A 24,909-nucleotide genomic window follows, 5' to 3' on the forward strand; every position below is an offset into this window, starting at 1 on the left:
CATGCCGCTTTTGCCTGCCTGAAATCGCTATAAACACGCGGCCCAAAAATGCTGCGCTGCACCAATAGAACACCGGCTCTAAAGTTCCCGTTTGACTTTTACGTGGTAGTGGATAATAGTACGAGCGTTCGGATTTTTTCGGAGCGTGCTTTTTTTACCCTCGCTTCAGTCCGCCCAATCGGCAACATCACTTTTAGAACGGTAATCTTGAATACTTCAGTCAAATTCATGCGCAAGGGCGAACTGACCCGTGCCGCCATCCTCGACGTGGCGCTGGACCTGTCCAGCCGCGACGGCCTGGAAGGCCTGACCATCGGTCTGCTTGCGGACAAAATGAACATGAGCAAGTCGGGCGTGTTTGCCCACTTTGGCTCGCGCGAAGACTTGCAGATGGAAGTGCTGAAGCTTTACCACTATCGTTTCGAGCAAGAAGTCTTTTTCCCCAGCATGAAAGAACCACGCGGCATCCAGCGTCTGCAATCGATGTTTGCGCGCTGGGTCAAACGGGTCAGCGTGGAAATCGCTTCCGGCTGCATTTATATCAGTGGCGCCGTCGAGTATGACGACCGTCCCGGTCCCATCCGCGAGTCCCTCGTGGCCATGGTGCGGGCCTGGCAGGGCGCGTTGCTGCGCAGTGTCGAGCAATCGATCGCCACCGGCGACCTGAAAGCGGACACGGACGCCCAGCAGCTGGTGTACGAGATGTATGGCCTGATCCTGGCCCTGCATCACGACGCGCGCTTCCTGCGCGTGCCGGGCAGCATCGAACGGGCGCAAGCGGGCTTTATCCGCCTGCTGGCGTCGTACCAGAATTCCGTCACAAGCAAATAAGCCGTCAGGCAGTATCCGCAACAACGCACACGCACTTACAAGTACAACACTTTAGCTAATCGCCTTCAGGAGAAAATTATGGGTCAATACGTCGCGCCAATCCGGGATATGCAATTCGTCCTGCATGAGTTCCTGCAAGTGGAAGAAGAACTGAAGCAAATGCCGTCGTACGCCGACGTCGACGCCGACATCATCAACCAGGTGCTGGAAGAGGGCGGCAAATTCACCTCCGAAGTATTGTTCCCGCTGAACCATTCCGGCGACCGCGAAGGCTGCCACCACGACCCCGTCACGAAAAGCGTGACCACGCCTAAAGGTTTCAAGGAAGCCTACAAGCAGTACGTCGAAGGCGGCTGGGCGGCCTTGGCTTGCGATCCGGAATACGGCGGCCAGGGCTTGCCTGTCGTGCTGAACAATTCGTTCTATGAAATGCTGAACTCGTCGAACCAGGCCTGGTCCATGTACCCTGGCCTGTCGCACGGCGCCTACGAGTGCCTGAAGGAACACGGCACCGACCACCAGAAGGAAGTCTATCTGCCGAAGCTGGTGTCGGGCGAATGGACGGGCACCATGTGCCTGACCGAGCCGCACTGCGGCACCGACCTGGGCCTGCTGCGCTCGAAAGCGCTGCCTGAGGCGGACGGTTCCTGGACCATCACCGGCAACAAGATCTTCATCTCGGCCGGCGAGCACGACATGGCGGAAAACATCCTGCACCTGGTACTGGCCCGCGTGCCGGACGCGCCGGAAGGCTCGAAAGGCATCTCGCTGTTCCTGGTGCCAAAATTCCTGCCGAATGCGGATGGCACGGTCGGCGAACGCAATCCGATCACCTGCGGCGCCATCGAAGAAAAAATGGGCATCCACGGCAACTCGACCTGCCAGATGAACCTGGACGGCGCGAAAGGCTGGATCATCGGCCAGCCAAACAAGGGCCTCAACGCCATGTTCGTCTTCATGAACGCGGCCCGCCTGGGCGTGGGCATGCAGTCGCTGGGCCTGACGGAAATCGCTTACCAGAACGCGCTGATCTACGCCAAGGACCGCACGCAAATGCGCTCGCTGTCCGGCATCAAGAACCCGGAACTGCCGGCCGACCGCATCATCGTGCACCCTGACGTGCGCCGCATGCTGTTGACGGGCAAAGCCTACGCCGAAGGCGCGCGCGCTTTCACTTCCTACGTGGCGCTGCAGATCGACCGTGAACTGCACCACCCTGACGCCGACGTGCGCAAGGAAGCGGCCGACGAAGTGGCGCTGCTGACGCCCGTCATCAAGGCCTTCATCACCGACAACGCCTGGATCGCCACTTCGGACGCGATGCAAGTGTTCGGCGGCCACGGCTACATCTCGGAATGGGGCATGGAGCAGTATGTGCGTGACGCGCGCATCAACATGATCTACGAAGGCACGAACACGATCCAGTCGCTCGATCTGCTGGGCCGCAAGATCCTCGGTGACAACGGCGCCAAGCTGCGCAAGTTCGGCGAAAAGATCAAGGCTTTCGTCGAAGACAATGGCACCGATGAAGCGATGAGCGAATTCGTCACGCCACTGGGCGACCTGGGCGACAAAGTCACCAAGCTGACCATGGAAATCGGCATGAAGGCCTTCCAGAACCCTGACGAAGTGGGCGCGGCATGCGTGCCTTACCTGCGCGTCGTCGGCCACATGATCTACAGCTACCTGTTCGCGCAGATGGCCAAGATCGCCCTCGAAAAAGAATCCAGCGGCGACACCTTCTACACCGCCAAACTGGCTACCGCACGTTTCTACTTCGCCCGCTTGCAGCCTGAGACGGCAACCCTGATCCGTCAGGCGCGTTCCGGTTCGGCCAACCTGATGGCACTCGACGCAGACCTGTTCTAAGACTTGAGGAAAATATGACCAATTTCATCGTTAAAAAAGTAGCCGTCCTCGGCGCCGGCGTGATGGGCGCGCAGATCGCCGCCCATTGCATCAACGCGAAAGTGCCGGTCGTGCTGTTCGACCTGCCTGCGAAGGAAGGCCCAAAGAATGGCATCGTGCTGCGCGCCATCGAGAACCTGAAAAAGCTGTCGCCTGCCCCGCTGGGCAACAAGGATGATGCCGCGCTGATCCAGGTCGCCAACTACGAAGACAATCTGGACCTGCTGGCCGGTTGCGACCTGATCATCGAAGCCATCGCCGAGCGCATGGACTGGAAACACGACCTGTACCAGAAGGTCGCTCCGCACATCGGCCCGAACGCGATCTTCGCCTCGAACACCTCGGGCCTGTCGATCACCAAGCTGGCCGAAGGCTTCGACGCCGACCTGAAATCGCGCTACTGCGGCGTGCACTTCTTCAACCCGCCGCGCTATATGCACCTGGTCGAGATCATCCCGACCGAGTCTACCCGCCCGGAAATCGCCGACCAGCTGGAAGGCTTTTTGACCACCACCCTGGGCAAGGGCGTGGTCCGCGCCAAGGATACGCCGAACTTCATCGCCAACCGCGTGGGCGTGTTCGGCATCCTGGCCATCGTGCACGAAGCCGAGAAATTCGGCCTGTCCGTGGACGTCGTCGATGATTTGACGGGCGCCAAGCTGGGTCGCGCCAAGTCGGGCACCTTCCGCACGGCGGACGTGGTCGGCCTGGACACCATGGGCCATGTAATCAAGACCATGCAGGACTACCTGCCGAACGATCCGTTCGCCGCCGTCTACAAGACGCCGGAAGTGCTGGCCAAGCTGGTGGAAAAAGGCGCGCTGGGCCAGAAGAGTGGCGCGGGCTTCTACAAGAAGGTTGGCAAGGAAATTCAACGCCTCGATTTCGCCACCGGTGAATACGTGGCCGGCGGCGCCAAGGCTGCCGACATCATCGCCCGCATCCTGAAAGAAAAGGATCCGGTCAAGAAGATGAAGGCGCTGCGCGAATCGACGAATCCGCAAGGCCAGTTCCTGTGGGCGATCTTCCGCGACGCTTTCCACTACATCGCCATCCATCTGGATACCGTGGCCGACAATGCGCGCGACATCGACTTCGCCATGCGCTGGGGCTTCGGCTGGAACGTCGGCCCGTTTGAAACGTGGCAGGCATCGAACTGGCTGCAAGTGGCCAACTGGGTCAAGGAAGACATCGACGCCGGCCACGCGCTGTGCAACGCGCCGCTGCCAGCCTGGGTCTTCGAAGGTCCGGTCGCTGAAAAAGGCGGCGTGCACACGCCGGAAGGTTCGTACTCCGCCGTGTCGAACAGCTTCGTGCCACGTTCTACTCTGTCCGTGTATGACCGCCAGCCATTCCGCGCGCCAGTCCTGGGCAGCGGCGCCATCGACGGCAAGACCGCCGGCACCACCGTCTTCGAAGACGAATCCGTGCGCGTCTGGCATACGGGCGACGACGTCCTGATCATCTCGTTCAAGACCAAGATGCACGTGATCGGTGAAGGCGTCATTAACGGCCTGAAACTGGCGCTGGCCGAAGCGGAGAAAAACTTCAAAGGCCTGGTGATCTGGCACGCGGACGCAGCCGAAGGCGGCGCGTTCTCGGCCGGCGCCGACCTGCAATCGGCCCTGCCGGCGTTCATGCAAGGCGGCGTGAAAGCCGTCGATCCGATCATCGCCGAACTGCAGAACACCTTCATGTCGCTGAAATACGCGAACGTGCCGGTGATCGCCGCGGTCGCTGGTCTGGCACTGGGCGGCGGTTGCGAACTGGCGCTGCATGCATCGAAGCGCGTGGCCTCGATCGAGTCCTACATCGGCCTGGTGGAAGTGGGCGTCGGCCTGATTCCTGCCGGCGGCGGCTTGAAGGAAGCGGCGCAGCGCGCCTACAAGGAAGCCAAGGGTAACGACATCCTGCAATTCCTGAAAACGGGCTTCACCAATGCGGCCACCGCCAACGTGTCGAAATCGGCGCTGGAAGCGAAAAAAATGGGCTACCTGAAGGAAGACGACGTGATCGTGTTCAACGCCTACGAGCTGCTGCACGTGGCCAAGGTCGAAGCGCGCGCCATGTTTGATGCGGGCTTCCGTCCGCAACTGCCGTCGCTGATCCAGGTGACGGGCCGTTACGGCTGGGGCACCATCAAGGCGCAGCTGGTCAACATGCGCGACGGCGGCTTCATTTCGGCGCACGATTTCAAGCTGGGCGAGATGATCGCCGAGATCGTATCGGGCGGCGACGTGGACCAGGGCAGCTTCGTCAGCGAACAGTGGCTGCTGGATATGGAACGCAAGGCATTCCTGGAGCTGTTGAACCATCCGAAAACCCAGGAACGGATCATGGGCATGATGCAAACCGGTAAGCCGGTACGCAACTAAGCCTGACGTCGATGACGATCCTGTCCATTATTTTTAAAGTATTGCTGCGCGTGAGGCCAAGCATGGTGTATGACCGTATCAAACAACAGATGATGGACACCTTGCCCTTCGTGCGGCTGCTGGGGATCAGCATCGACGACATCGGCGCCGGCACCTCGAAGGTGTCGATGCCGGAAGATCCAAAACTGAATAATCACCTGGGCACGCAGCATGCGGGCGCCTTGTTTACCCTGGCCGAAACGGCTTCCGGCGCGGCCATGGCTGGCGGCTTCGCCGAGCTGATACTGGGCTTGCGTCCGGTGGCCAAGGAGTCGCGCATCCAGTACCAGAAGGTGGCCCGGGGCGCGACGCGCGCCGAAGGCCGGGTACCGGGCGACCTGGCTGCCTTGAAGGCGCAGCTGGCGCAGGACGGCAAGGTGGCGTTTCCCGTGGAAGTCGATATTTTCGATTCCGAAGGCACGCTGGCGGCACAGGTGACGGTGGACTGGTATTTGTCGCAGAAGCGATAGGCCAGCATCCCGGACATTCGACAGAACACGAACCTCGTTCAACATCTTTGAAAGCATAAAATGAGCAAACAACTTCAAGACGCGTACATCGTCTCTGCAACCCGCACCCCGATCGGCAAGGCGCCGCGCGGCATGTTCAGAAACACCCGCCCGGACGACCTGCTGGTGCGCGTGCTGCAATCGGCCCTGGCGCAAGCGCCTGGCCTGGACCCTGCATTGATCACCGACGCCATCATCGGCTGCTCGTTCCCGGAAGCGGAGCAGGGCTTCAATATCGCGCGTAACTCGGTGCTGCTGGCCGGCTTGCCGAAAACCGTGGGCGGCGTCACCGTCAACCGTTACTGCGCTTCGGGCATCACGGCCATCGCCATGGCCGCCGACCGCATCCGCGTGGGCGAAGCCGACGTCATGATCGCCGGCGGCATCGAATCGATGTCGATGGTACCGATGATGGGCCACCACCCATCGATGAACCTGGACATGTTCAGCGACGAAAACATCGGCATGGCTTACGGCATGGGCCTGACGGCCGAAAAAGTGGCGCAGCAATGGAAAGTGTCGCGCGAACAGCAGGACGCGTTCTCCGTTGAATCGCACCGCCGCGCCATCGCCGCGCAGCAAGCCGGTTTCTTCAAGGCGGAAACGACGCCCGTGGAAATCATCACGCGCACGCCTAACCTGGCCACCGGCCAGGTGGATGTAACGCGCCGCACCGTCGACACGGACGAAGGCGCGCGCGCCGATTCGTCGATGGAATCGCTGGCCAAGCTGAAGCCTGTCTTCGCCGCCAAGGGTTCCGTCACGGCCGCCAACAGCTCGCAGATGTCCGACGGCGCCGGTGCGCTCTTGATCGTCAGCGAAAAAATCCTGCGCGAGCACAACCTGACCCCGCTGGCGAAATTCTCCTCGTTCGCCGTGCGCGGCGTGCCGCCGGAAATCATGGGCATCGGTCCTAAATTCGCCATTCCGGCAGCGTGCGCCGCCGCCGGCATCACGCAAGACCAGCTGGACTGGATCGAGCTGAACGAAGCGTTTGCTGCGCAAGCCTTGGCCGTCATCGGCGACCTGGGCCTGGATCCATCGAAGGTCAACCCGATGGGCGGCGCGATCGCCCTGGGCCATCCGCTGGGCGCGACCGGCGCCATCCGCGCCGCCACCGTGATCCACGCACTGCAGCGCACCAAGCAGAAGTACGGCATGGTCACCATGTGCGTGGGTGCCGGCATGGGCGCGGCAGGAATCTTCGAGCGCGTTTGATCTGCCGGGCGTCGTGACGTAAGTGGTCAGCTAAGATTAGTCAAAACTTGGGCGCTGGGGATACCTCGGCGCCCTTTATCTTTTTGGAGACGACATGGATATTTTGTGCAGCAAGAGCGAGGGCATTCTGACCCTGGAATTCAACCGCCTGGAACGCAAGAATGCGATCACGGGCGCCATGTACCAGACCCTGGCCGATGCGCTGGTGGCGGCCGAGACGGACGATGAAGTACGCGCCATCCTGATCTGCGGCAAGCGCGAGATTTTTACTGCCGGTAACGACCTCGATGACTTCATGAAGACGGCGCGCCCGAAAGATGGTTCGCTCGACCATGACCGTCCCGTGTTCCAGTTCATGCGCGCCCTGTACGGCAGCAGCAAGCCCGTGGTGGCGGCCGTTTCCGGTCCCGCCATCGGCATCGGCACCACCTTGCTGATGCACTGCGACCTCGTCTACGCGGCCGATAACGCCAGCTTTTCGATGCCGTTCACGCAGCTGGGCCTGTGCCCGGAATTCGGCTCCAGCCTGCTGCTCACGCAACTGGCCGGCTACCCGCGCGCGGCGGAAAAGCTGATGCTGGGCGAAGCGTTCCCGGCCAGCGAAGCGCTGGAAATGGGCCTGGTCTCGAAAGTCGTGCCCTTGTACGAATTGATGACCTTTGCGCAAGGCCAGGCCGCCAAGCTGGTGGCCCTGCCGGCCGCCTCGATCCGCGCCACCAAGCGATTGATGAAGCAAAGCCGCATGGAACCGATGAAGGCGGCCATCGCCGACGAAAATAAACTGTTCAGCGCCATGCTGGGCGGCGCCGAGGCGAAGGAAGCGTTTACGGCCTTCTTTGAAAAGCGCAAGCCGGATTTCAAGAAGTTCACCTGATCGCTTGGTCCCGCTACTATTGCTCGTTGAAAAACAGGCCGATAATGCATTCTAGACGACTGGTCTAGTCGTGCTATGCTTTGCCTCATGAAAGCTGAATACACCGACGTCCGCCAGCACATCCTTGAGCAGGGCAAAGTCACATGAGGAACGAGTATAGTTTCGCGGCGCTGGTAAAGCAGGACGTCGCGCCGGGACCATGCGCCGATGCGCTTTTTTTCAGCATGCTGGCGCTGGTCCTGCGCGGTGGTCCGCTGGCCGCATATGATTCGATTGCTGCTTTGCGTGCGCAATTGACGGCGCCCGCGTATTACGTGGCGCACAAGCTGGTGGCTCATGCAGGCAAGCGTGCCATCTTCCAAGGCCGTGTGGTACAGGCCAGCGCCACCGACCTGCTGGTATTTCTCGATGCGGCAGTGGTAAGTGGTGATCTGCGTCCCATGCTGCTTGCGCCTGTGTTTGAAGGAATACCGGCGCAGGTGATACACATCGATGAGGATGTGCTGCATGTCTACACTGCAAGCCCGGCCTGACGAGGCGTGCCTCCAGCGGGTACATGCAATATTCAATCGACCAGCCTCGCTTCACATTGTGCTCCTTATTGGTAGACGACTGGTCTAATTGTGCTACAATCATCGCATGAAAGCTGAATACACCGACGTGCGCCAGCACATTATCGACCAGGGCAAGGCCATCATCACGCGCAAGGGCTTTGCCGGCGTGGGACTGAATGAGATATTGTCTGCCGCCGACGTGCCCAAGGGTTCGTTCTACCATTACTTCAAGTCCAAGGAATTGTTTGGCGAAGCGATGCTGGAAGATTACGTCACCGGCTACCTGGACGAAATGGAGCTCGTGCTGGGCCAGCCCGGCCAGAGCGCGGCGCAGGCGCTGATGGCGTATTGGGCCAGCTGGACCAGTGCAAGCCTCGATGGCAGCGGTTGCGATTGCCGCTGCCTGGTGGTCAAGCTGAGCAGTGAAGTGGCGGACATGTCGGAGCCGATGCGCGTGGCGCTGCTCGACGGCACCCACCGCATCATCGCCAGGCTGGCCCTGGCCATCGCGCGGGGCAGGGTGGACGATACCCTGCCATCGGTAGCCGACCCGGCGCAGATGGCCGCCACCTTGTACCAGCTGTGGCTGGGCGCGGCGATGCTGACCAAGCTGCGGCGCGACGCCAGCGCCTTGCAAACGGCCTGGCGGGCGACCCTGGCAATGTTGCAGCTGCCGCCGGACAGGGACCGATAAACAACCAACAAGCGGACGCATCACGTCCGCGTTTTTTGAACCGCACTCTAGACGACCAGTCTAATAATAAAGGAGCAGCAGCATGAAGAATTTTGAATTCCATAACCCGACGAAGATTGTGTTCGGCGCCGACACGGTCGCCAAATTGTCCACGCTGGTGCCGCACAACGCGCGCGTGCTGATTTTGTACGGCGGCGCCAGCGCGGAAAAGACGGGCACCCTGGCCGAAGTGCGAGCTGCGCTTGCGCTGGGCCAGCGCAGCGTGCAGGAGTTTGGCGGCATCGAACCCAATCCCAGCTACGAAACCCTGATGCGCGCCGTGGCGCAGGTGCGCAGCGAAAAGCTGGACTTCCTGCTGGCCGTCGGCGGCGGCTCCGTGATCGACGGCACCAAGTTCGTCGCTGCCGCCGCCCTGTACGATGGCGAGCCGTGGGAAATCGCCGAGCGCGGTGGCGCCAATGTGCAGCGCGCCCTGCCATTCGGCACGGTGCTGACTTTGCCGGCCACGGGATCGGAAATGAACAGCGGCGGCGTGGTGACGAAAAAGGCCACGCATGACAAGCTGAGTTTTCGCAATCCGCTGCTGTACCCGCAGTTTTCCGTGCTCGACCCCAGTAAAACCTTTACCTTGCCGGCTACGCAGGTGGCCAATGGCCTGGTCGACGCCTTTGTCCACACGACGGAACAGTATCTGACCTATCCCGTGCAGGCGAAGGTGCAGGACCGCTTTGCCGAAGGCTTGCTGCAAACCCTGGTCGAGATCGCGCCGCAGGCCGTCGCCTCGCCCGACGATTACGATACCCGCGCCAATCTGATGTGGACGGCCACCCTGGCCCTGAATGGCCTGATCGGCGCCGGCGTGCCGCAGGACTGGGCCACCCACATGATCGGCCACGAACTGACGGCCCTGTACGACATCGACCATGCGCGCACCCTGGCCCTGGTGCTGCCTGCCCTGCTGGACGTACAGCGCGAACAGAAACGCGGCAAATTGCTGCAATTTGGCGAACGTGTGTGGAACATCACCAGCGGCAGCGACGACGAGCGCATCGACGCCGCCATCGCCCGCACGCGCGCCTTCTTTGAAGGCCTGGGCATCCCGACCCGTTTGTCGGCCTATCAGCTGGGCCAGGAAGCGGTGGAAGCGGTACTGACGCAACTGGAAGCACATGGCATGACCTCCCTCGGCGAACACCGCGATATCGATCTCGCGCGCAGCCGCCGTATCCTCGAAGCAGCACTGTAATCCTACCCTCGCAAGCTCACTGAAAAGGAAAGAACATGAACATCCTGATGGTACTGACCTCGCACGATCAACTCGGTAACACCGGCAAGAAAACCGGCTTCTGGCTGGAAGAATTCGCCGCTCCCTACTATGCCTTGCAGGAAGCGGGCGCCAGGCTGACGGTGGTCTCGCCCAACGGCGGCCAGCCGCCGCTGGACCCGAAAAGCGACGAGCCCGATTCGCAAACGGACGCTACGCGCCGCTTCAAGCAGGACGCCGATGCGCAAGCCGTGCTGGCCAACACGGGCAAGCTGGCCGACGTGAAGGAGGCCGACTTTGACGCCGTGTTCTATCCGGGCGGCCACGGTCCGCTGTGGGATCTGGCCGAAGACGCGCATTCGATCGCGCTGATCGAACAGATGATCGCCGCCGGCAAGCCCGTCGCCGCCGTCTGCCACGCCCCCGGCGTGCTGCGCCACGTGAAAGCGCTTGATGGCACGCCGCTGGTGCGCGGCAAGCAGGTGACGGGCTTTACGAATACCGAGGAAGACGCCGTCGGCTTGAGCGCCATCGTGCCTTTCCTGGTCGAGGACATGCTCAAGCAAAACGGCGGCGTCTACTCGAAGCTGGGCGACTGGCAGCCGTACGCCGTCAGCGATGGCTTGCTGGTCACGGGCCAGAATCCCGCGTCGTCGGAAGCGGCCGCCCAGGCGCTGCTCAAGCTGCTGGCCTGATGCCAGGGTAGGGCGTCCGGCCGCTGGTCGTCACACGGCATTGTGTGTGACGACCATGCCTGCCAGGATCAGACTGACCGAGGCGTGCCATTGCGTCTCGCTGGCCGGCCTGCCCGCCAGCGCATAGCCGTGCAGGAAATCGACGAGCGCATCGCGCCCGCGCAGGCGGGTTTTCTTGTCCCGGCAGAGGTCTTCCACGGCCAGCTCGAACAGCGCCGTGAACCGCTCGGCCACGTCGGCTTGTTCCACCAGCCCGCGCGCCATCAGGCGCACGAAATACGGCGTGGCGCTGACCAGTTCCAGGTACAGCGCGCACAGCGCGAGCAGGCGCCACTGCGGCCCCTGGCGTTGCGTAAATGGCGGCTGGCGCGGATCGAGCGCGGCAAAACGCTGCGCCATCAAGGCCAGCAACAATTCCTCTTTTCCCGCGTAGTAGTGATACAGGGCCATGGCATCGACGCCCAGGCTGTGCGCCAGCGCGCGCATGGAGAACGCTTCGCCTTTTTCTTCCAGCAGGGCCAGGGCCGCTTGCAGGATGCTGGCGTTGTCCAGTGCGGACGCGGCGCGGCGCGGACGCCCGGCGCGGCGCACGGGAGATGCCACGACTTGAAGTTTTGGAGTTTTCATGGGCATAATTCTACACTGTAGAATTAAATCAAGGAGCACCCATGCAAAAAACTTTCGTCAGCGTTTTTCTCGGTATCAGCCTCGATGGCTGCATCGCGGGAGAAAACGGCGACCTGTCCTGGCTGGCCGAACTGGCGCCCGACTCGCCCGACGCCACCGGCTACACGGCCTTGATGCAGCAGGTCGATACCTTGCTGATCGGCCGCACCACGTATGACGCCGTGCTGGGTTTTGAGCCGTGGCCGTATGCGGGCAAGCGCGTGGTGGTCCTCAGCCACCGCGACTTCGCGCCGCGCCATGGCGAGCAGCGTCGCGCAGGCAGCGTGCGGGCAGTGCTGGAGGGGCTGGCAGAGGAGGGGTGCCGCCACGTGTATCTTGATGGCGGCGCCGTCATCCGCGCCGGCTTGCGCGAGGGCGTCATCGACAGCCTGACCTTGTCCGTGCTGCCCGTGGTGCTGGGCAAGGGCGTGCGCCTGTTCGAGGACGGCTTGCCGCGCAGCGACTGGCGCCTGCACAACACGCGCCAGTTGCCCAGCGGCGTGGTGCAGCTGCGCTATCGGGAAAACTAGCCCGCGCTGGCCAGGTCGACGATAAAGCCCGTGTCAAAACGTTCGTTCTCGGGCGTGCCATCGGGGCGCTTGTAGCCGCAGGGGTTGCACACCACGCGGCAGTCCTGGACGCGGTAGTCGAGCGAAGCGTGCATGTGGCCATGCACCCACAGGTCGGCTTGCGCCACCAGCGCGTCCAGCTGCGAGGCGAAGGCGGGCGAGCCGAGATTGGTCGCATATTGCTCTTCCACCGACTGCATCGATGGCGCCATGTGCGTGATGACGACCGTCTTGCCATCGAATGGTTGCGCCAGCTGTTGCTCCAGCCAGGCGCGGTGCCGCGCGTGCAGCTGCGCCGTGTCGGCCGCGCACAAGAGACGCGGCGTGTCGCCGCCCGTGCTGATGCGCTTGTAGTCGGGCATGTAGGTTTGCGCCGCGCTGAAGGCTTCTTCCCGGCGCTCCGCACCGAACAGCAAAAAATCCGTCCACAGCGTGACGCCGAGAAAACGCACGCCGTTCAGTACCATGGCGTCGCCGTCGAGCAAGCGGATGTTGGCGCCGTGCACATTGGCGCTGGCGCAGGCGTCGCGCACGGCGTCCTGCATGTGTTCCAGCTGATGGCCATAGCCCTCGTGGTTGCCGTGTACGTACAGCACGGGCAGGGCGCCGAAGGTGCGCGCGGCCCAGGCGATGGCATTGCTGCCCGTGTCGATGTCGCCGGCCAGGATCACCACGTCGGGCCGGCAGGCGGCAAGGTCGATGGCGGGCGTGTCGTCACCCCAGACTTCCAGGTGCAGGTCGGACAGGATCAGCAAACGCATGGCAATAGGGGAGCAGTGAATGGGCCTCTATCGTAGCGCAAGTCGCCGCGCCCGTCCGCTTGACCGCGCGCGAGGGCGACGTTACCCTGTGGCATTGATTCATACCGCCTATCTTCCTGGAGCCGCATGCCGCCTTTCTACTTTCCCAAGTCTCTGCTCAGTATCGCGCTGGCCGCCATGGCGCTGCCGTTTGCCGCGCATGCCGCCACGCCCGCCGTCGATCCCTTGACGCAGCCGATCGCTTCGCCGTATGCGGCGCAGTGGAACCGCCCGCAGCAGCCGGCGCGCATCCACGGCGACACGTATTACGTGGGCGTGGGCGGCTTGAGCGTGGTGCTGATCGACACGCGCGAAGGCTTGATCCTGATCGATGGCGCGTTGCCGCAATCGGTGGCCGCCATCAAGGAGCATATCCTCGAGCTGGGCTTTCGCCTGGAAGACATCAAGTTCATCCTGAGTACGGAAGCGCATTTCGACCATTCGGGCGGCATCGCCGCCCTGGCCCGCGACAGCGGCGCGCAAGTGATCGCCAGCCCGCTGGGCGCGCAGGCGCTGCGCGCGGGATCGGTGCTCGCCATGGACCCGCAAGCGGGCGAAATCGACCCCATGCCGGCCGTGGAAAACGTGCGCGAAATCGCCGATGGCGAAACCCTGCAACTGGGCGACGTGACCGTCACGGCGCGCTACACGCCTGGCCATACGCCGGGCAGCACCAGCTGGACCTGGGTCTCGTGCGAGGATGCGCAGCGCAAGGAATGCCTGAACGTGGTGTTCGGCGCCAGCCTCACGCCGGTGGCGGCCGACGATTTTCACTACCTGGGCGATGAACGCCATGCAGACCTGACGCCGGCCTTCCGCCGCGTGATGCAGGACTTCGCCCGGCTGCCGTGCGACATCCTGATCTCGGCCCACCCCGATCACTCGGGCGGCGACCGCAAGCTGACGCAATTGCTGGAAGGCGTCACGCCGAACCCCTTCATCGATGCGCAGGCATGCAGCAGCTACGCGGCCAAAAATGAAGCCAAGCTCGAAGCGCGCATCGCCAAGGAAAAGGCGGCTGCGACAAAATAACAACGTTGGCGCATGCGCCATGAAAAGCGGTTGACGCACTGCAGCATACAGCGCAAAATCAGCTTCCGCAGTACAGATCAACCACACAAAAGAAAGGAAACCCATGTTCGAGCAGGCTGGCAGCAAGTTGACGTACCACTAGCCCCGCGCATGACGCTCGGGGCCATCGGCAGCATTGCCGATCCCGAGCCGGTGTCCTTCAAACCCCGGTGAGGAAACTTGCCGGGGTTTTTTGTTTTGCGCGACCGGGTTGAAAGGAAACAGCATGAAAATCAAAGTGAAAGCCACGTCCAAGCCGCGCAATCCGCTGGTGGCCGCCGCCAGGCTGCGCAGCGGCGCCGGCGCGCACCAGTCGGAGGCGTCGCCACGCGTGGCGCGCCGGGCCGGCAAGCACCGCCTGCAGCAATGGCTGGCGGGCCGTTTGAAACCGGATGATTAGCGTGGGCCTAGTTCGACGATGAAGTTCGGATCGAACGCGGGATTTTGCGGCGCGCCGCTGCGCGTCTTGTAGCCGCACGGGTTGCTGACCACGCGGCACTGGCCGATCCGATAGTCGCGCGAGGCGTGGAGGTGGCCATGCACCCACAGGTCCGCCTGCGCGGCCAGCTCGTCCAGGCGCGAGGCGTAGGCGGGCGAACACCCTTCGCTGCCGTAGGCATCGTCGACCGACAGCAGCGACGGCGCCATGTGGCTGATGACGACGGTGCTGCCGTCGAAGGGCTGCGCCAGTTCGCGCGCCAGCCAGGCTTTTTGCTGCGCGTGGAACATGGCCGTATCGGCCGCGCGCAGCTTGCGAAAACCCATGTTGGCCAGGCGGATGCGCTTGTAGTCGTTCATGACGGCTTCCGCATCGCGCATGGCCGCCTGGCGCGTGTCGTCGCCCAGCAGGCGGAAATCCGTCCACAGGGTGGCGCCCAGGAAGCGCACGGTGTGGCCTGCCTGGTCGGTGATGAGGTGAGACCCGGCGTCGAGAAAATGCACGTTGTCCGTGGCGGCGCAGGCCGCGCGCAGCTCCTGGCGCACCTTGTCGAGGTGGTGGCCATAGCCTTCGTGGTTGCCGTGCACGTACAGCACCGGCAGGCCCGCGAATGCGGTGGCCGCCCAGGCGACGGCGCGCGCGCCTGTGTCGATGTCGCCGGCCAGGATGACGGCGTCGGGGCAACTGAGCGCGAGGTCGCCCTGCGGCGCTTCGTCGCGCCATAACTCATGGTGCAGGTCCGACAGTATCAATAAACGCATGCTGTTTTCACGCCTGTTGAAAGAGCACCATCGTACCTGAAAACCTTCATTCTTCCGGCAGCGCGGCGAAGCTGTGCGCCAGGTAGTCGAGCAGCGTGCGCACGGCCGGCAGCAGGCCGCGCCGCGACGGAAAGACGGCGTGAATGATTTCGCGCTGCGGCCGCCATTGCTCCATCAGCGGCAGCAGGCTGCCATCGGCCACCTGTTCCGTGATCATCATGGTCGGCAGCTGCACCACGCCCACGCCGGCCACGGCCGCGTCGCGCAGGGTCAGCATGTCGCCCGTGACGAAGCGCGGCACGTGGCGCAGCTGGGCGCGCGCGCCATCGGGGCCGTATAAATCCCACTGGTAGTGCTGTTGCGGCGTGCCCAGGGCCAGGCTGGGCCAGTCGGCCAGGTCGGCCGGCGCCTTCGGCATGGGCGCGCCGGCGAACAGCAGCGGGCTGCCCACCATGCACTGGCCCCGTTCGGCCAGCACGCGCAGCACCAGGTCGCTGTCGGGCAGCGGCGGTGGGCGCACGCGGATGGCCACGTCGATGCCTTCGGCCACCAGGTCGACGCGGCGGTTGCTCGCTTCCAGCAGCAGGGTCACTTGCGGATGCGCGCGCATGAAACCGGCCAGCATGGGCGCGACCAGCGAGTGCAGCAGGGCGATGGGGCAGGACAGGCGCACCGTGCCGCGCGGCGCGGCCCGCGTCAGTTCGATCGCTTCCTGCGCCGCCTCCGCTTCCACCAGCATGGCCTTGCAATGCTCGTAAAACGTCTGCCCCACGTCGGTGACGGAAAAATGCCGCGTCGTGCGCTGCAGCAGGCGCGCGCCCAGACGCTCTTCGAGCAGGGCGATGCGCCGGCTCAGTTTGGATTTCGGCATGCCCAGCGCGCGCCCGGCCGGCGCGAAGCCGCCATGGTCGACCACCTGCACAAAGTAATACAAGTCATTCAGGTCCTGCATGCCGCCTCCTTGATCGTTCTATTTTTGGAACGCTGATGGCTGATTTTACCGTCTACCGCCTTCATCGTTGCAGGTCTATTCTGTCTTCATCGTAATGCAAACCCCAACAGGAGATCGAGATGAACAAAGTCACAGGTATCTACAGCGCACCTCGCCAGCACTGGGTCGGCGACGGTTTCCCCGTGCGCTCGATGTTTTCGTATAACGGCCATGGCAAGCAGTTGAGCCCCTTCCTGCTGCTCGACTATGCCGGCCCCACCGAATTTGCGCCCGGCACCCGTCCGCCCGGCGTCGGTTCGCACCCGCACCGCGGCTTTGAAACGGTGACCATCGTCTACAAGGGCGAAGTGGCGCACCGCGATTCGACGGGGCAGGGTGGCGTGATCGGCCCCGGCGACGTGCAGTGGATGACGGCCGGCGCCGGCATCCTGCATGAAGAGTTTCACTCGCCTGCCTTCACGCAGTCGGGCGGCACCCTGGAAATGGTGCAGCTGTGGGTGAACCTGCCGGCGAAAAACAAGATGACGGCGCCCGGCTACCAGGCCATCACCAGCGACACGATACCCACGCTGGCGCTGCCGGACGATGCAGGTTCCGTGCGCGTGATCGCCGGCGATTTCGCTGGCCAGCATGGCCCGGCCCGCACGTTCTCGCCGATGCAGGTGTGGGACGTGCGCCTGGCCCAGGGCAAGCTGACGGAACTGCCCGTGACCCGCGGCTGGAGCACGGCGCTGATCGTCCTGCACGGCACGGTGCTGGTCAACGGCGAGAGCGTGGTGCGCGAAGCGCAGATGGCGCTGTTCGAGCGCGATGGCGACAGCATCACCGTCGAGGCGAACAACGACGCCGTGGTACTGCTGCTAAGCGGTGAGCCGATCGAGGAACCCATCGTCGGCCACGGCCCCTTCGTCATGAACACCGAGGCGGAAATCGCGCAGGCGTTCGAGGATTTCAACAGCGGCCGCTTCGCCCGCATCGCGACGTAATTTGTGCAGTGAATTTGTGTAGTACCTGTGCCGCATCCCGCGGCACGGTTTTTCAGGAGACCACCATGAGCACCCCCGCCAACTTCCAAGGTTTGCCACCGATGATCGATCCCGACGATGCCGTCATGCTGCTGATCGACCACCAGAGCGGCTTGTTCCAGCTGGTGCGCGACATCGAGCAGCACGTGCTGCGCGGCCACGTCACGGCGCTGGCCAAGCTGTCGCGCCTGGCCAACATGCCGACGTTTACCACCGCTTCCGTGCCCGACGGCCCGAACGGCCCCTTGATCCCGGAAATCCACCATTTCAACCCGGAAGCCGTCTACATCCCGCGCACGGGCCAGATCAACGCCTGGGACAACCCGGCCTGGGTCGAAGCCATCGAAAAGACGGGCCGCAAGACCCTGCTGATCGCCGGCACGCTCACCAGCGTGTGCATGGCTTTTCCCACCATCAGCGCGCTGGCGGCCGGCTACAAGGTGTTTGCCATCATCGACGCCTCGGGCAACTGGTCGAAGATGGCCACCGACATCACCATGGCGCGCGTGACGCAGGCGGGCGCCGTGCCGATCGACACGTACGCCGTGCTGGCTGAAGTGATGAGCACCTGGAACCGCGCCGACGCGATGGAATTCGCCGCCATCATGACCGACCATATCGTGCCGCCATACCGCGCCCTGATCGAAAGCTACGACAAGGCGCAGGGTGTGCAAAAGAATGGCCGCGAAACCAAGCTGGAAATCCTCGAGGCGGCATCCAAGGGTTGATCGCCGCTACGGCGCTTCGTAGCGGCTGCGTATCGCCGCCAGCACGCCGCGCTGTTCCAGGTGCGTGATGGCGGCGTTCAGGCGCGCCAGGTCGGCGGTGCTGGTCGTGCGCGCATTGAGCATCAGGTGCACGGGGGCGCGCAAGACCAGGAAGGGCAGGGCGTTCAAGGCGACGCCCTGCAGGCGTGCTTCATGGCGCACGGCCAGCACGTCGCCCAGCAGCAGGTCGGCGCGGCCCGCGTCGAGCATGCGCACGCCTTGCTGGAAGCTGCCGAACGCATTCAGGCGGCCGGCCTTTTCCAGCGCCGGCCGGGCCGCCGCGTACTGGGCGCCATACCAGCCCACCTTGGGCGCCAGCAAGGTCGACTTGCCGCGCGCGAGCTGCGCGAAGCTGGCGATCTGCTGGTGGCCGCCGGGTGCGCCGGATTTGCTGAAGAGGCCCACGGCTTCGTCGCGATACGAAAGGGAAAAGCGCGCATAGGACTGGCGTTCCGGCGTCTCGGACGCGGCGGGCATCAGGTCCAGTCCCCCTTTCTGGAACAGCAGCTGGCGCCGCGCCGTGGGCAGTTCCGGCAAGGTGACCAGGGTGCAGCGGGCTTCCTTGAAAATGGCGTTCAGCAGCTCCAGGTCCAGGCCCGTATGGCGGCCCTGGGCATCGCGGTAGACATACGGCGGCCATTGTTCCAGCGCCATCGTCATGCGGCAGGCTGTGGCGGGCAGGGCAGATACGCCGAGCACTGCCGCAAACAGGAGATGGCGCACACGCATATGGGAGCTTCCCTGGAGTTTCAACTTGATATTCAATTTGCCAGATTGGCCACGGAAGTCAAGGGCTGTGGCTGCTGAAAGCCTGCCTGATTCGCCTTTCCTCGATGTTTGCGCGGTTTTTGCCGCTTTCTCCCCTCGTGTCGCCTCCGGCGTGGTGAACACCGTGCAGTGTAATCGGCTATAGTGGCGCGGTGCCACCACTGCCCCGCAAAGGAAGACCGCTTGACTGCCCCGCTCGAGATCGCCGCCAATGTGCTGATGACTGCCTCCATCATCCTGGCTGGCCGCAATAATATTCATTCCTGGTGGATCGGCATGGTCGGCTGCGTGCTGTTTGCCGTGCTGTTTTTCCAGGTCAACCTGTATGCCGACGTGATGCTGCAATTGTTTTTCATCGTCACTTGCGTTATCGGCTGGCTGCAATGGCGGCGCGGCGCCGGCGGCAAGCCCTTGCCGATCACGCGCACGGGCTGGCGCAGCCTGGCCTGGGTGGTGCCGGCCGGCATCGCCTCCGTGGCGATCTACGGCCTGCTGCTGCACCGCTTCACAAATGCCTACGCGCCTTTCATCGATTCGGCGGTGTTGGTATTTAGCATCATCGCCCAATTCCTGCTGATGAACCGGCGCATCGAAACCTGGGCCTTCTGGCTGCTGGTCAATACCGTGGCCGTGCCGCTGTACTACAGCCGCGGCCTGCACCTGACGGCCGTGCTGTACGCGGCCTACTGGGTCAACGCCGTGATTTCCTGGTGCTGGTGGGGCGTGCAGGCGCGCCGCGCGGCGCAAGCGCCTGCGGCGACGGCTGACGCCTGATCTTGCCTTATACCAAGTCCTTAGATTCAAATCGTATATACAATCAATTTTTAATTCGTTCACGCGATAAAGACACCGGGATATAGTGGCCTTTCCCCGCTTACCGGTGTCTTTTATGTTGCGTTTTACCCTTTCCGCCTGTTTTTACGCCGCCCCGCACCAGCTGACCATGCAATGCATGGCGCAGTGGATGCCGGTGCGTGCCCGTCCACGCATCCCCTAAGTCATTCCATCCATTTCGTTGTCGTTTGCCCGCTGGCCCACCCGGTCCGCGTGCCCCTGCTCGGCCTTTTTTATCGGAAAAAGGCTGCAATCCCAATAAGAGGAAACCATGTTCAAACCACTCGCCATCAGTCTTGCCATCGCCGCCGCCTTTCCCGCCGTTTCCACCATCGCCCATGCCGAGGACGACATGCTGCGCGTGAACGTCACCGGATCGAATATCCGCGTCAGCGAAAAGGAGGGCGCCAGTGCCGTGCAGGTCATCACGGCCAAGGAATTGAAAGCCAGCGGCAAGACCAGCGTGTCGGACGTGCTGCGCGCCATCTCCGCCAACAGCGGCAACAGCTACAACGAACAATACACGGGCAGTTTCTCGGCCGGCACCTCGGGCCTGTCGCTGCGCGGCATCGGCCAGCAAAACACCCTGATCCTCGTGAATGGCCGCCGCGTGGCCAGCTACGCCACGGCGCAGGATTTGCAGCAGACCTTCGTTGACCTGAACAGCCTGCCGATGGCGGCCGTGCAGCGCATCGAGGTGCTCAAGGATGGCGCCTCGTCCGTGTATGGCTCCGACGCCGTCGCCGGCGTGGTCAACATCATCCTGTACAAGGAATTCACGGGCACGGACATCACGGCGCAATGGGGCGGCTCGACGCAAGGCACGGGCCAGCACGAAAAGAGCGCGGCGCTGCAAACGGGTTTCGGCAAGCTCGAGGAAGATGGCTACAGCGTGGTCTTCTCGGTCGACGCGCAGCAGCGCGACAAGCTGCAGCAAAGCGACGTGGCATGGCTGCGCGACGCCGATTACCGCCAGCAGCAGCGCGGCAGCCTGGGCTGGAACGTGACGAATTACGCCGGCAACGATCCCACGCAAACCCTGGGCGGCGTGCGCGGCCCGCTGCAGCTAGTGCCATACAACGACATCAATCCCGATCGCAGCGGCCAGGTGCTGGCCTACAATCCGGCGCCGTATAAGACGCTGATCCCGGGCATCCAGCGCATCCACTCGTCGCTGCGCGGCACCGTGAAACTGAACGCGGACACGGAAGCCTATGTCGACCTGCTGCACAGTTATTCGCGCGCCGACCAGACCTTCAGCGCGCCTTTGAGCGTGAACAACGCCACGCGCGTGTGGAACAACAGCACCAAGCTGCTCGATACCATTCCCGTGGTGCTGCCCGTGGGCCATCCGAACAATCCGGGCACGACGCCCTTGCCATTCACGGCCACCCTGTTCGACCTGGGACCGCGCCTGAAGCAGGACCGCGTCACCTTCTACCGCGCACTGGCCGGCGCCAAGGGCACCTGGGCGGGCTGGGACTGGGATACGGCCGTGGCCCATTCCAGCAGCAAGCTGGAGGAAACGGTGCAGAACTTCGTCAACCGCTACGAATTCCAGAAAGTGCTGGCCGAGGGCAGCTACAATTTCTTTGACCAGTCGCAAAACAGCGAAGCGGTGCGCAACCGCCTGCGCCTGTCGACCCTGCGCCCGGCCGAATCGACGCTCGACACGCTCGATTTCTCGGCGGCCAAGGATATCTGGGACTTGCCGGCTGGCCCGCTGGGCTTTGCCGCCGGTGCCCAGTGGCGCCGCGAAAAGATGGATTCGCAAACCTCGACGGCCGTGCTGTCGGGCACGGAACTGCGCCCCGCACTCAATATCATCAACGGCTCGCGCAATGTATCGGCCCTGTTCGCCGAATTCAATGTGCCCGTCGTGAAAGACCTGTCCGTCAACGTGGCGGGCCGCGCCGACCATTACAGCGACTTTGGCAATGCGTTTTCACCGAAAGCCAGCGCGCGCTACCAGGCGGCGCCATGGCTGCTGCTGCGCGGCACCGTGTCGCGCGCCTTCCGCGCGCCGTCGCTGCCGGAAATCACCGACAGCACGGCCGTCAGCTATACCGGCGTGATCGATGCCCGCGATCCGCTGACGCCGACGCAGTCGCGCGGCGTGACGGTGATGACCATCGCCAATCCGGCCCTGCGCCCCGAGCGTTCGAAAAACCTGAACCTGGGCGTGGTGGTGTCGCCCACCAGCAGTTCGAGCATCGGCCTTGATTACTACCGTATCAAGCAGGATGGCGTGATCGGCACGGCCAGCGCCACCACCATTCTCGAGAATGAAGGCACGGCGCCGCAACAGATCACGCGCGGTGCCGATGGGCGCATCACGACCCTGTACCGCCAGTTCCGCAACCAGGGCCAGCGCGAAGTGTCGGGCATCGATATCGACCTGCGCCAGCGCTTCGTCGACAAGGACTGGGGCAAGCTGACCCTGGCTGGCCAGTTGAGCCGCGTGCTGCGCTTTGCCGAACCGCTGTCCGATGGCGCGCCGCTCACCGATGGCGCCGGCACCAATTATTTTGGCTCCATCCCGAAATGGCGCGGCGTCAGCTCGGCCACCTGGGAACAGGGGAAATGGTCGTCCACGCTCACATGGAACTACGTGGGCAGCTACGCGCAGCAGCAGCACCTCGATGAATCGGTGGCCGCCTTCAGCACGTTTGACGTGACCAGCAGCTGGCAGTTGACGCCACAGGCGAACGTCACCTTCATCGTGCAAAACCTGGCCAACAAGCGCGCGCCCTGGGACTATGCCTCCACCGGCTTTGACTTTACCCAGGCCGATCCGCGCGGACGCGTCGCGGCGCTCAAGCTGAACTACAAGTTCTAGCCGCCCGCCGCCTGCCGCTGGCCCGTCTGCTCCTGCAGGCGCTGGCGGTAGGCGCTGGGGGGAACGCCCATGCGTTCGCGAAAGGCGGTGGCGAAGTTGCCCGCGTTGTGAAAGCCGATCAGCAGGGCGATATCCTGCACGTCGATATCCGTCTGCTGCAGCAATTCCACGCCGCGGGCAATGCGCGCTTCGCGGATGAAGGCAAACACCGTCATGCCCGTCTGCTCGCGGAACATCAGGGTCAGCTTTTCGCGGTAGGTACCCACGCTGCGGGCGATTTCGGACAGGTTCGGCAGGCTGCCCAGGTTGTCGAGAATCAACTGTTTGACCGCATTGACGAACACCTGGTCGGGATGCTGCAGCTTGTCGCTGACGGGCGTCGTTGCCGGCAAGGTACTGTTGCTTTTACGCATCAAACCCAGGTGGATATGGATGCGCGCGGCCAGTTCTTCCGGCAGGAAGGGTTTGGAAATGTAATCGACGCCGCCTACCTGCAAGCCCATGATGCGCTCCTTGGCGGCATCGGCGCCGCTGAGAAAGATCACGGGAATCTCTTCCGTTTCGGGATTGGCCTTGAGCAAACGGCAGGCCGTGTAGCCATCCATCTCGGGCATGCGCACGTCGAGCAGGATCAGGTCCGGATGCGTGGCCAGTGCCAGCTGATAACCCTGGTAGCCATTGAAGGCAATGCTGAAACGATAGGGCTGCTCGCTGAGCAGCTCCATCAGCATGCGCTGCTCGAACGCGGAGTCGTCCACGATCAAGATGTTCTTTTTGATGGTTTCGCTGGTCAATGGCATGGCATGGATGACTTAACCAAATAGCAAGTTGTGGCTTATTATGCCTCGCTTTTTCTTTTTTTTCTGCTTTTCTCGTATTTCAAAAGATGTTTCTCCGCGAGAAGAAGCGCGGATTTCCCAGATCGCCAATAATTCACTCATGCATTGATTTTAAGCAATGTCGCTTGCCAAAAAATCTGTTTTGCCAATGCTGCAAAAAGTGCCGGAGTCCCCGGGTTCCTGACTCTCGGCACACGTAATTTGTCGTCCTGGTTTGCGTGCCCAAGAAAACGCCGGCAATACCGTGACTATCCTCGATGCCCTCCATATTGGCGGGCTCATTAATGATGTTCCATCATCAGGAGGTATCATGTTGCGAGTTATTTTCCCCCGCCTTATCGTTGCCGCCAGCGTGGCTATTGCCGCCACGGCGCTCCTGCCGCGTGGCGCCGACGCCGCCGTGTATCTGAATGGCAGCGCCAACACCACCTTCGACGTCACCCTGAAAATCATCGCCAATTGCACCATCGCGGCGGCCAATCTCGACTTTGGCCAAAGTCAGGGTGTACTGGCTACTGCCGTTAACGTCAATACGACCGTGAACGTCACCTGCACCAATACCACGCTGTATAACGTGGGCCTGACGGCTGGCTCGGGCACCGGCTCATCGGGCACCACGCGCTACCTGAGCGGTACCGGCGGCAACCTAGGGACGGTGCAGTTCAATCTGTACCAGACGGCCGGCAGCACCTTGTGGGGCGATACCCAGGGCACGAATACCGTCGGCGGCACCGGCAACGGCTCATCGCAGCCAATCACCGTGTACGGCAATATTCCGCCGCAGGCGACACCGGCGCCCGATACCTACAAGTCGACCATCACGGCCACCGTTTACTTTTAAGCCGGGCGCTGCGTGAAGGCCGGTGCTGCTTCCCTGATGCAAGGCGTGCTGGCGCTGCTGGCTTGCTGCGCCACGGGTGCGCACGGCGCCAGTCTGCAGATTTCGCCGGTGACGCTCAACTTGCGCGCGGCGCAGAATGCGGCCGGCATCAGCCTGCAAAACCTCGGCGACCAGCCCATCTACGGCCAGGTGCGGGTGTTCGTCTGGGACCAGCGCGATGGCGAGGAAACGCTGGCGCCAACGCAGGAACTGGTGGCCAGTCCGCCGATCGTCGAGATCGCCGCCAACAGCCGGCAGACCATCCGTCTCGTGCGTGCCCAGGCTGGCCCCGTCGCGCAGGAAAAGACGTATCGCGTGCTCATCGATGAAGTCAGCCGCGAGGATGAGGCGGGCCGCAGCGGCGTCGATATCCGCCTGCGCTATTCGGTGCCCGTGTTCGTGCTGCCGGCCGGGGCGCCGGGCAAGGAAGTGCTCGACTGGCAGGTGTTCCGGGAACAGGGCGAGTGGATGTTGCGCGTCAAAAACAGCGGCAATTTCCATGCGCAGCTCGGGGCGATGACGTTCACGAACCAGGCGGGCAAGGAGTTTGTCATCAGCAAGGGGCTGTTTGGTTATGTCCTGGCAGCCCGCATGCGCGTCTGGCGCCTGCCCGTAGCCAGGGAGGCCGAACTGGATGGACCGTTGAGTATTGCGGTCAATGTGAATGCCAAGGCACTCATTGCCAAGAATTCGACACCTTGAACATGGCTGCCATGACGGGCCGGCTTGCCGCGCGCC

25 protein-coding genes are annotated in these 24,909 nt (G+C 62.9%); 19 read left to right on the forward strand and 6 right to left on the reverse strand.

Features of this window, described 5'->3' with window-relative positions; all coding sequences use genetic code 11:
* Window positions 1-228 precede the first annotated feature (228 nt).
* From KO539_RS15425 to KO539_RS15470, 10 genes are all read left to right on the forward strand, one after another.
* On the forward strand, window positions 229-831 hold the full coding sequence (locus KO539_RS15425) for a TetR/AcrR family transcriptional regulator (RefSeq protein WP_035824184.1): 603 nt from the start codon (window positions 229-231) through the stop codon (window positions 829-831).
* Window positions 832-909: 78 nt separating this feature from the next.
* Window positions 910-2,700, forward strand: a complete 1,791-nt coding sequence (locus KO539_RS15430) for an acyl-CoA dehydrogenase C-terminal domain-containing protein (RefSeq protein WP_035824186.1) — start codon at window positions 910-912, stop codon at window positions 2,698-2,700.
* A gap of 14 nt (window positions 2,701-2,714) precedes the next feature.
* Window positions 2,715-5,114 (forward strand): 3-hydroxyacyl-CoA dehydrogenase/enoyl-CoA hydratase family protein, encoded by a 2,400-nt coding sequence (locus KO539_RS15435; RefSeq protein WP_219310427.1) that lies wholly within the window; start codon window positions 2,715-2,717, stop codon window positions 5,112-5,114.
* Between the two features lie 11 nt (window positions 5,115-5,125).
* On the forward strand, window positions 5,126-5,623 hold the full coding sequence (locus KO539_RS15440) for a PaaI family thioesterase (RefSeq protein WP_235211783.1): 498 nt from the start codon (window positions 5,126-5,128) through the stop codon (window positions 5,621-5,623).
* 60 nt (window positions 5,624-5,683) lie between these two features.
* On the forward strand, window positions 5,684-6,880 hold the full coding sequence (locus tag KO539_RS15445) for an acetyl-CoA C-acyltransferase (protein WP_035824191.1): 1,197 nt from the start codon (window positions 5,684-5,686) through the stop codon (window positions 6,878-6,880).
* Window positions 6,881-6,974: 94 nt separating this feature from the next.
* The gene (locus KO539_RS15450; protein WP_219310428.1) at window positions 6,975-7,754 is read left to right on the forward strand and encodes an enoyl-CoA hydratase; all 780 of its coding nucleotides are present in this window, start codon (window positions 6,975-6,977) and stop codon (window positions 7,752-7,754) included.
* Window positions 7,755-7,978: 224 nt separating this feature from the next.
* A complete protein-coding gene (locus KO539_RS15455; protein WP_219310429.1) occupies window positions 7,979-8,287 on the forward strand; it encodes a hypothetical protein in 309 nt (102 codons plus the stop codon).
* Window positions 8,288-8,393: 106 nt separating this feature from the next.
* The gene (locus tag KO539_RS15460; protein WP_219310430.1) at window positions 8,394-9,002 is read left to right on the forward strand and encodes a TetR/AcrR family transcriptional regulator; all 609 of its coding nucleotides are present in this window, start codon (window positions 8,394-8,396) and stop codon (window positions 9,000-9,002) included.
* 82 nt (window positions 9,003-9,084) lie between these two features.
* Window positions 9,085-10,248 carry an iron-containing alcohol dehydrogenase gene (locus tag KO539_RS15465; protein ID WP_219310431.1) on the forward strand — a complete coding sequence of 388 codons (1,164 nt, stop codon included), beginning with the start codon at window positions 9,085-9,087 and terminating at the stop codon, window positions 10,246-10,248.
* Window positions 10,249-10,283: 35 nt separating this feature from the next.
* Window positions 10,284-10,961 carry a type 1 glutamine amidotransferase domain-containing protein gene (locus KO539_RS15470; protein ID WP_219310432.1) on the forward strand — a complete coding sequence of 226 codons (678 nt, stop codon included), beginning with the start codon at window positions 10,284-10,286 and terminating at the stop codon, window positions 10,959-10,961.
* Window positions 10,962-10,991: 30 nt separating this feature from the next.
* On the opposite strand, the gene KO539_RS15475 is transcribed toward KO539_RS15470, so the two are convergent.
* Window positions 10,992-11,588 (reverse strand): TetR/AcrR family transcriptional regulator, encoded by a 597-nt coding sequence (locus KO539_RS15475; protein WP_219310433.1) that lies wholly within the window; start codon window positions 11,586-11,588, stop codon window positions 10,992-10,994.
* 41 nt (window positions 11,589-11,629) lie between these two features.
* Here KO539_RS15475 and KO539_RS15480 point away from each other — a divergent pair, with 41 nt between their 5' ends.
* Window positions 11,630-12,157, forward strand: coding sequence for a dihydrofolate reductase family protein (locus KO539_RS15480; RefSeq protein WP_219310434.1), 528 nt, complete (start codon window positions 11,630-11,632; stop codon window positions 12,155-12,157).
* Here KO539_RS15480 and KO539_RS15485 read toward each other — a convergent pair.
* Window positions 12,154-12,957: a metallophosphoesterase family protein gene (locus KO539_RS15485; protein WP_219310435.1), complete on the reverse strand. Its 804-nt coding sequence runs from the start codon at window positions 12,955-12,957 to the stop codon at window positions 12,154-12,156. The two genes, KO539_RS15480 and KO539_RS15485, sit on opposite strands and share 4 nt — an antisense overlap.
* 126 nt (window positions 12,958-13,083) lie before the next feature.
* Here KO539_RS15485 and bla point away from each other — a divergent pair, with 126 nt between their 5' ends.
* Together bla and KO539_RS15495 are read left to right on the forward strand one after the other, a co-directional pair.
* On the forward strand, window positions 13,084-14,028 hold the full coding sequence (gene bla / locus KO539_RS15490) for a subclass B3 metallo-beta-lactamase (RefSeq protein ID WP_219310436.1): 945 nt from the start codon (window positions 13,084-13,086) through the stop codon (window positions 14,026-14,028).
* 265 nt (window positions 14,029-14,293) lie between these two features.
* Entirely contained in the window at window positions 14,294-14,467 is a 174-nt protein-coding gene (locus tag KO539_RS15495) for a hypothetical protein (protein WP_219310437.1), read from the forward strand.
* Here KO539_RS15495 and KO539_RS15500 read toward each other — a convergent pair.
* Both KO539_RS15500 and KO539_RS15505 read right to left on the reverse strand, forming a co-directional pair.
* Window positions 14,464-15,267, reverse strand: a complete 804-nt coding sequence (locus tag KO539_RS15500; RefSeq protein ID WP_219310438.1) for a metallophosphoesterase family protein — start codon at window positions 15,265-15,267, stop codon at window positions 14,464-14,466. The genes KO539_RS15495 and KO539_RS15500 overlap by 4 nt on opposite strands.
* Before the next feature lie 46 nt (window positions 15,268-15,313).
* Window positions 15,314-16,219: a LysR family transcriptional regulator gene (locus KO539_RS15505; protein WP_219310439.1), complete on the reverse strand. Its 906-nt coding sequence runs from the start codon at window positions 16,217-16,219 to the stop codon at window positions 15,314-15,316.
* 119 nt (window positions 16,220-16,338) lie between these two features.
* Between KO539_RS15505 and KO539_RS15510 the strand changes: the two genes are divergently transcribed.
* Window positions 16,339-17,205, forward strand: coding sequence for a pirin family protein (locus tag KO539_RS15510; protein WP_219310440.1), 867 nt, complete (start codon window positions 16,339-16,341; stop codon window positions 17,203-17,205).
* Between the two features lie 65 nt (window positions 17,206-17,270).
* Window positions 17,271-17,972 carry an isochorismatase family protein gene (locus KO539_RS15515; RefSeq protein ID WP_198521362.1) on the forward strand — a complete coding sequence of 234 codons (702 nt, stop codon included), beginning with the start codon at window positions 17,271-17,273 and terminating at the stop codon, window positions 17,970-17,972.
* A 6-nt stretch (window positions 17,973-17,978) separates the two neighbouring features.
* Here the strand turns inward: KO539_RS15515 and KO539_RS15520 are convergent, their stop codons facing one another.
* Window positions 17,979-18,740, reverse strand: a complete 762-nt coding sequence (locus KO539_RS15520) for an ABC transporter substrate-binding protein (RefSeq protein ID WP_219310441.1) — start codon at window positions 18,738-18,740, stop codon at window positions 17,979-17,981.
* A gap of 222 nt (window positions 18,741-18,962) precedes the next feature.
* Between KO539_RS15520 and pnuC the strand changes: the two genes are divergently transcribed.
* The gene (pnuC, locus tag KO539_RS15525; protein WP_219310442.1) at window positions 18,963-19,553 is read left to right on the forward strand and encodes a nicotinamide riboside transporter PnuC; all 591 of its coding nucleotides are present in this window, start codon (window positions 18,963-18,965) and stop codon (window positions 19,551-19,553) included.
* Window positions 19,554-19,884: 331 nt separating this feature from the next.
* The gene (locus KO539_RS15530; protein WP_219310443.1) at window positions 19,885-22,452 is read left to right on the forward strand and encodes a TonB-dependent receptor; all 2,568 of its coding nucleotides are present in this window, start codon (window positions 19,885-19,887) and stop codon (window positions 22,450-22,452) included.
* Here KO539_RS15530 and KO539_RS15535 read toward each other — a convergent pair.
* On the reverse strand, window positions 22,449-23,252 hold the full coding sequence (locus KO539_RS15535) for a response regulator (protein ID WP_035824223.1): 804 nt from the start codon (window positions 23,250-23,252) through the stop codon (window positions 22,449-22,451). The two genes, KO539_RS15530 and KO539_RS15535, sit on opposite strands and share 4 nt — an antisense overlap.
* A 349-nt stretch (window positions 23,253-23,601) precedes the next feature.
* On the opposite strand from KO539_RS15535, the gene KO539_RS15540 reads away from it, so the two are divergent.
* Both KO539_RS15540 and KO539_RS15545 read left to right on the forward strand, forming a co-directional pair.
* Window positions 23,602-24,132 (forward strand): spore coat U domain-containing protein, encoded by a 531-nt coding sequence (locus KO539_RS15540; protein ID WP_219310444.1) that lies wholly within the window; start codon window positions 23,602-23,604, stop codon window positions 24,130-24,132.
* A 12-nt stretch (window positions 24,133-24,144) separates the two neighbouring features.
* Window positions 24,145-24,873, forward strand: a complete 729-nt coding sequence (locus KO539_RS15545; RefSeq protein ID WP_278317623.1) for a molecular chaperone — start codon at window positions 24,145-24,147, stop codon at window positions 24,871-24,873.
* Window positions 24,874-24,909: the final 36 nt, after the last annotated feature.

Source organism: Janthinobacterium sp. NKUCC06_STL, from assembly GCF_019345455.1.
Lineage (GTDB): Bacteria > Pseudomonadota > Gammaproteobacteria > Burkholderiales > Burkholderiaceae_D > Janthinobacterium > Janthinobacterium rivuli.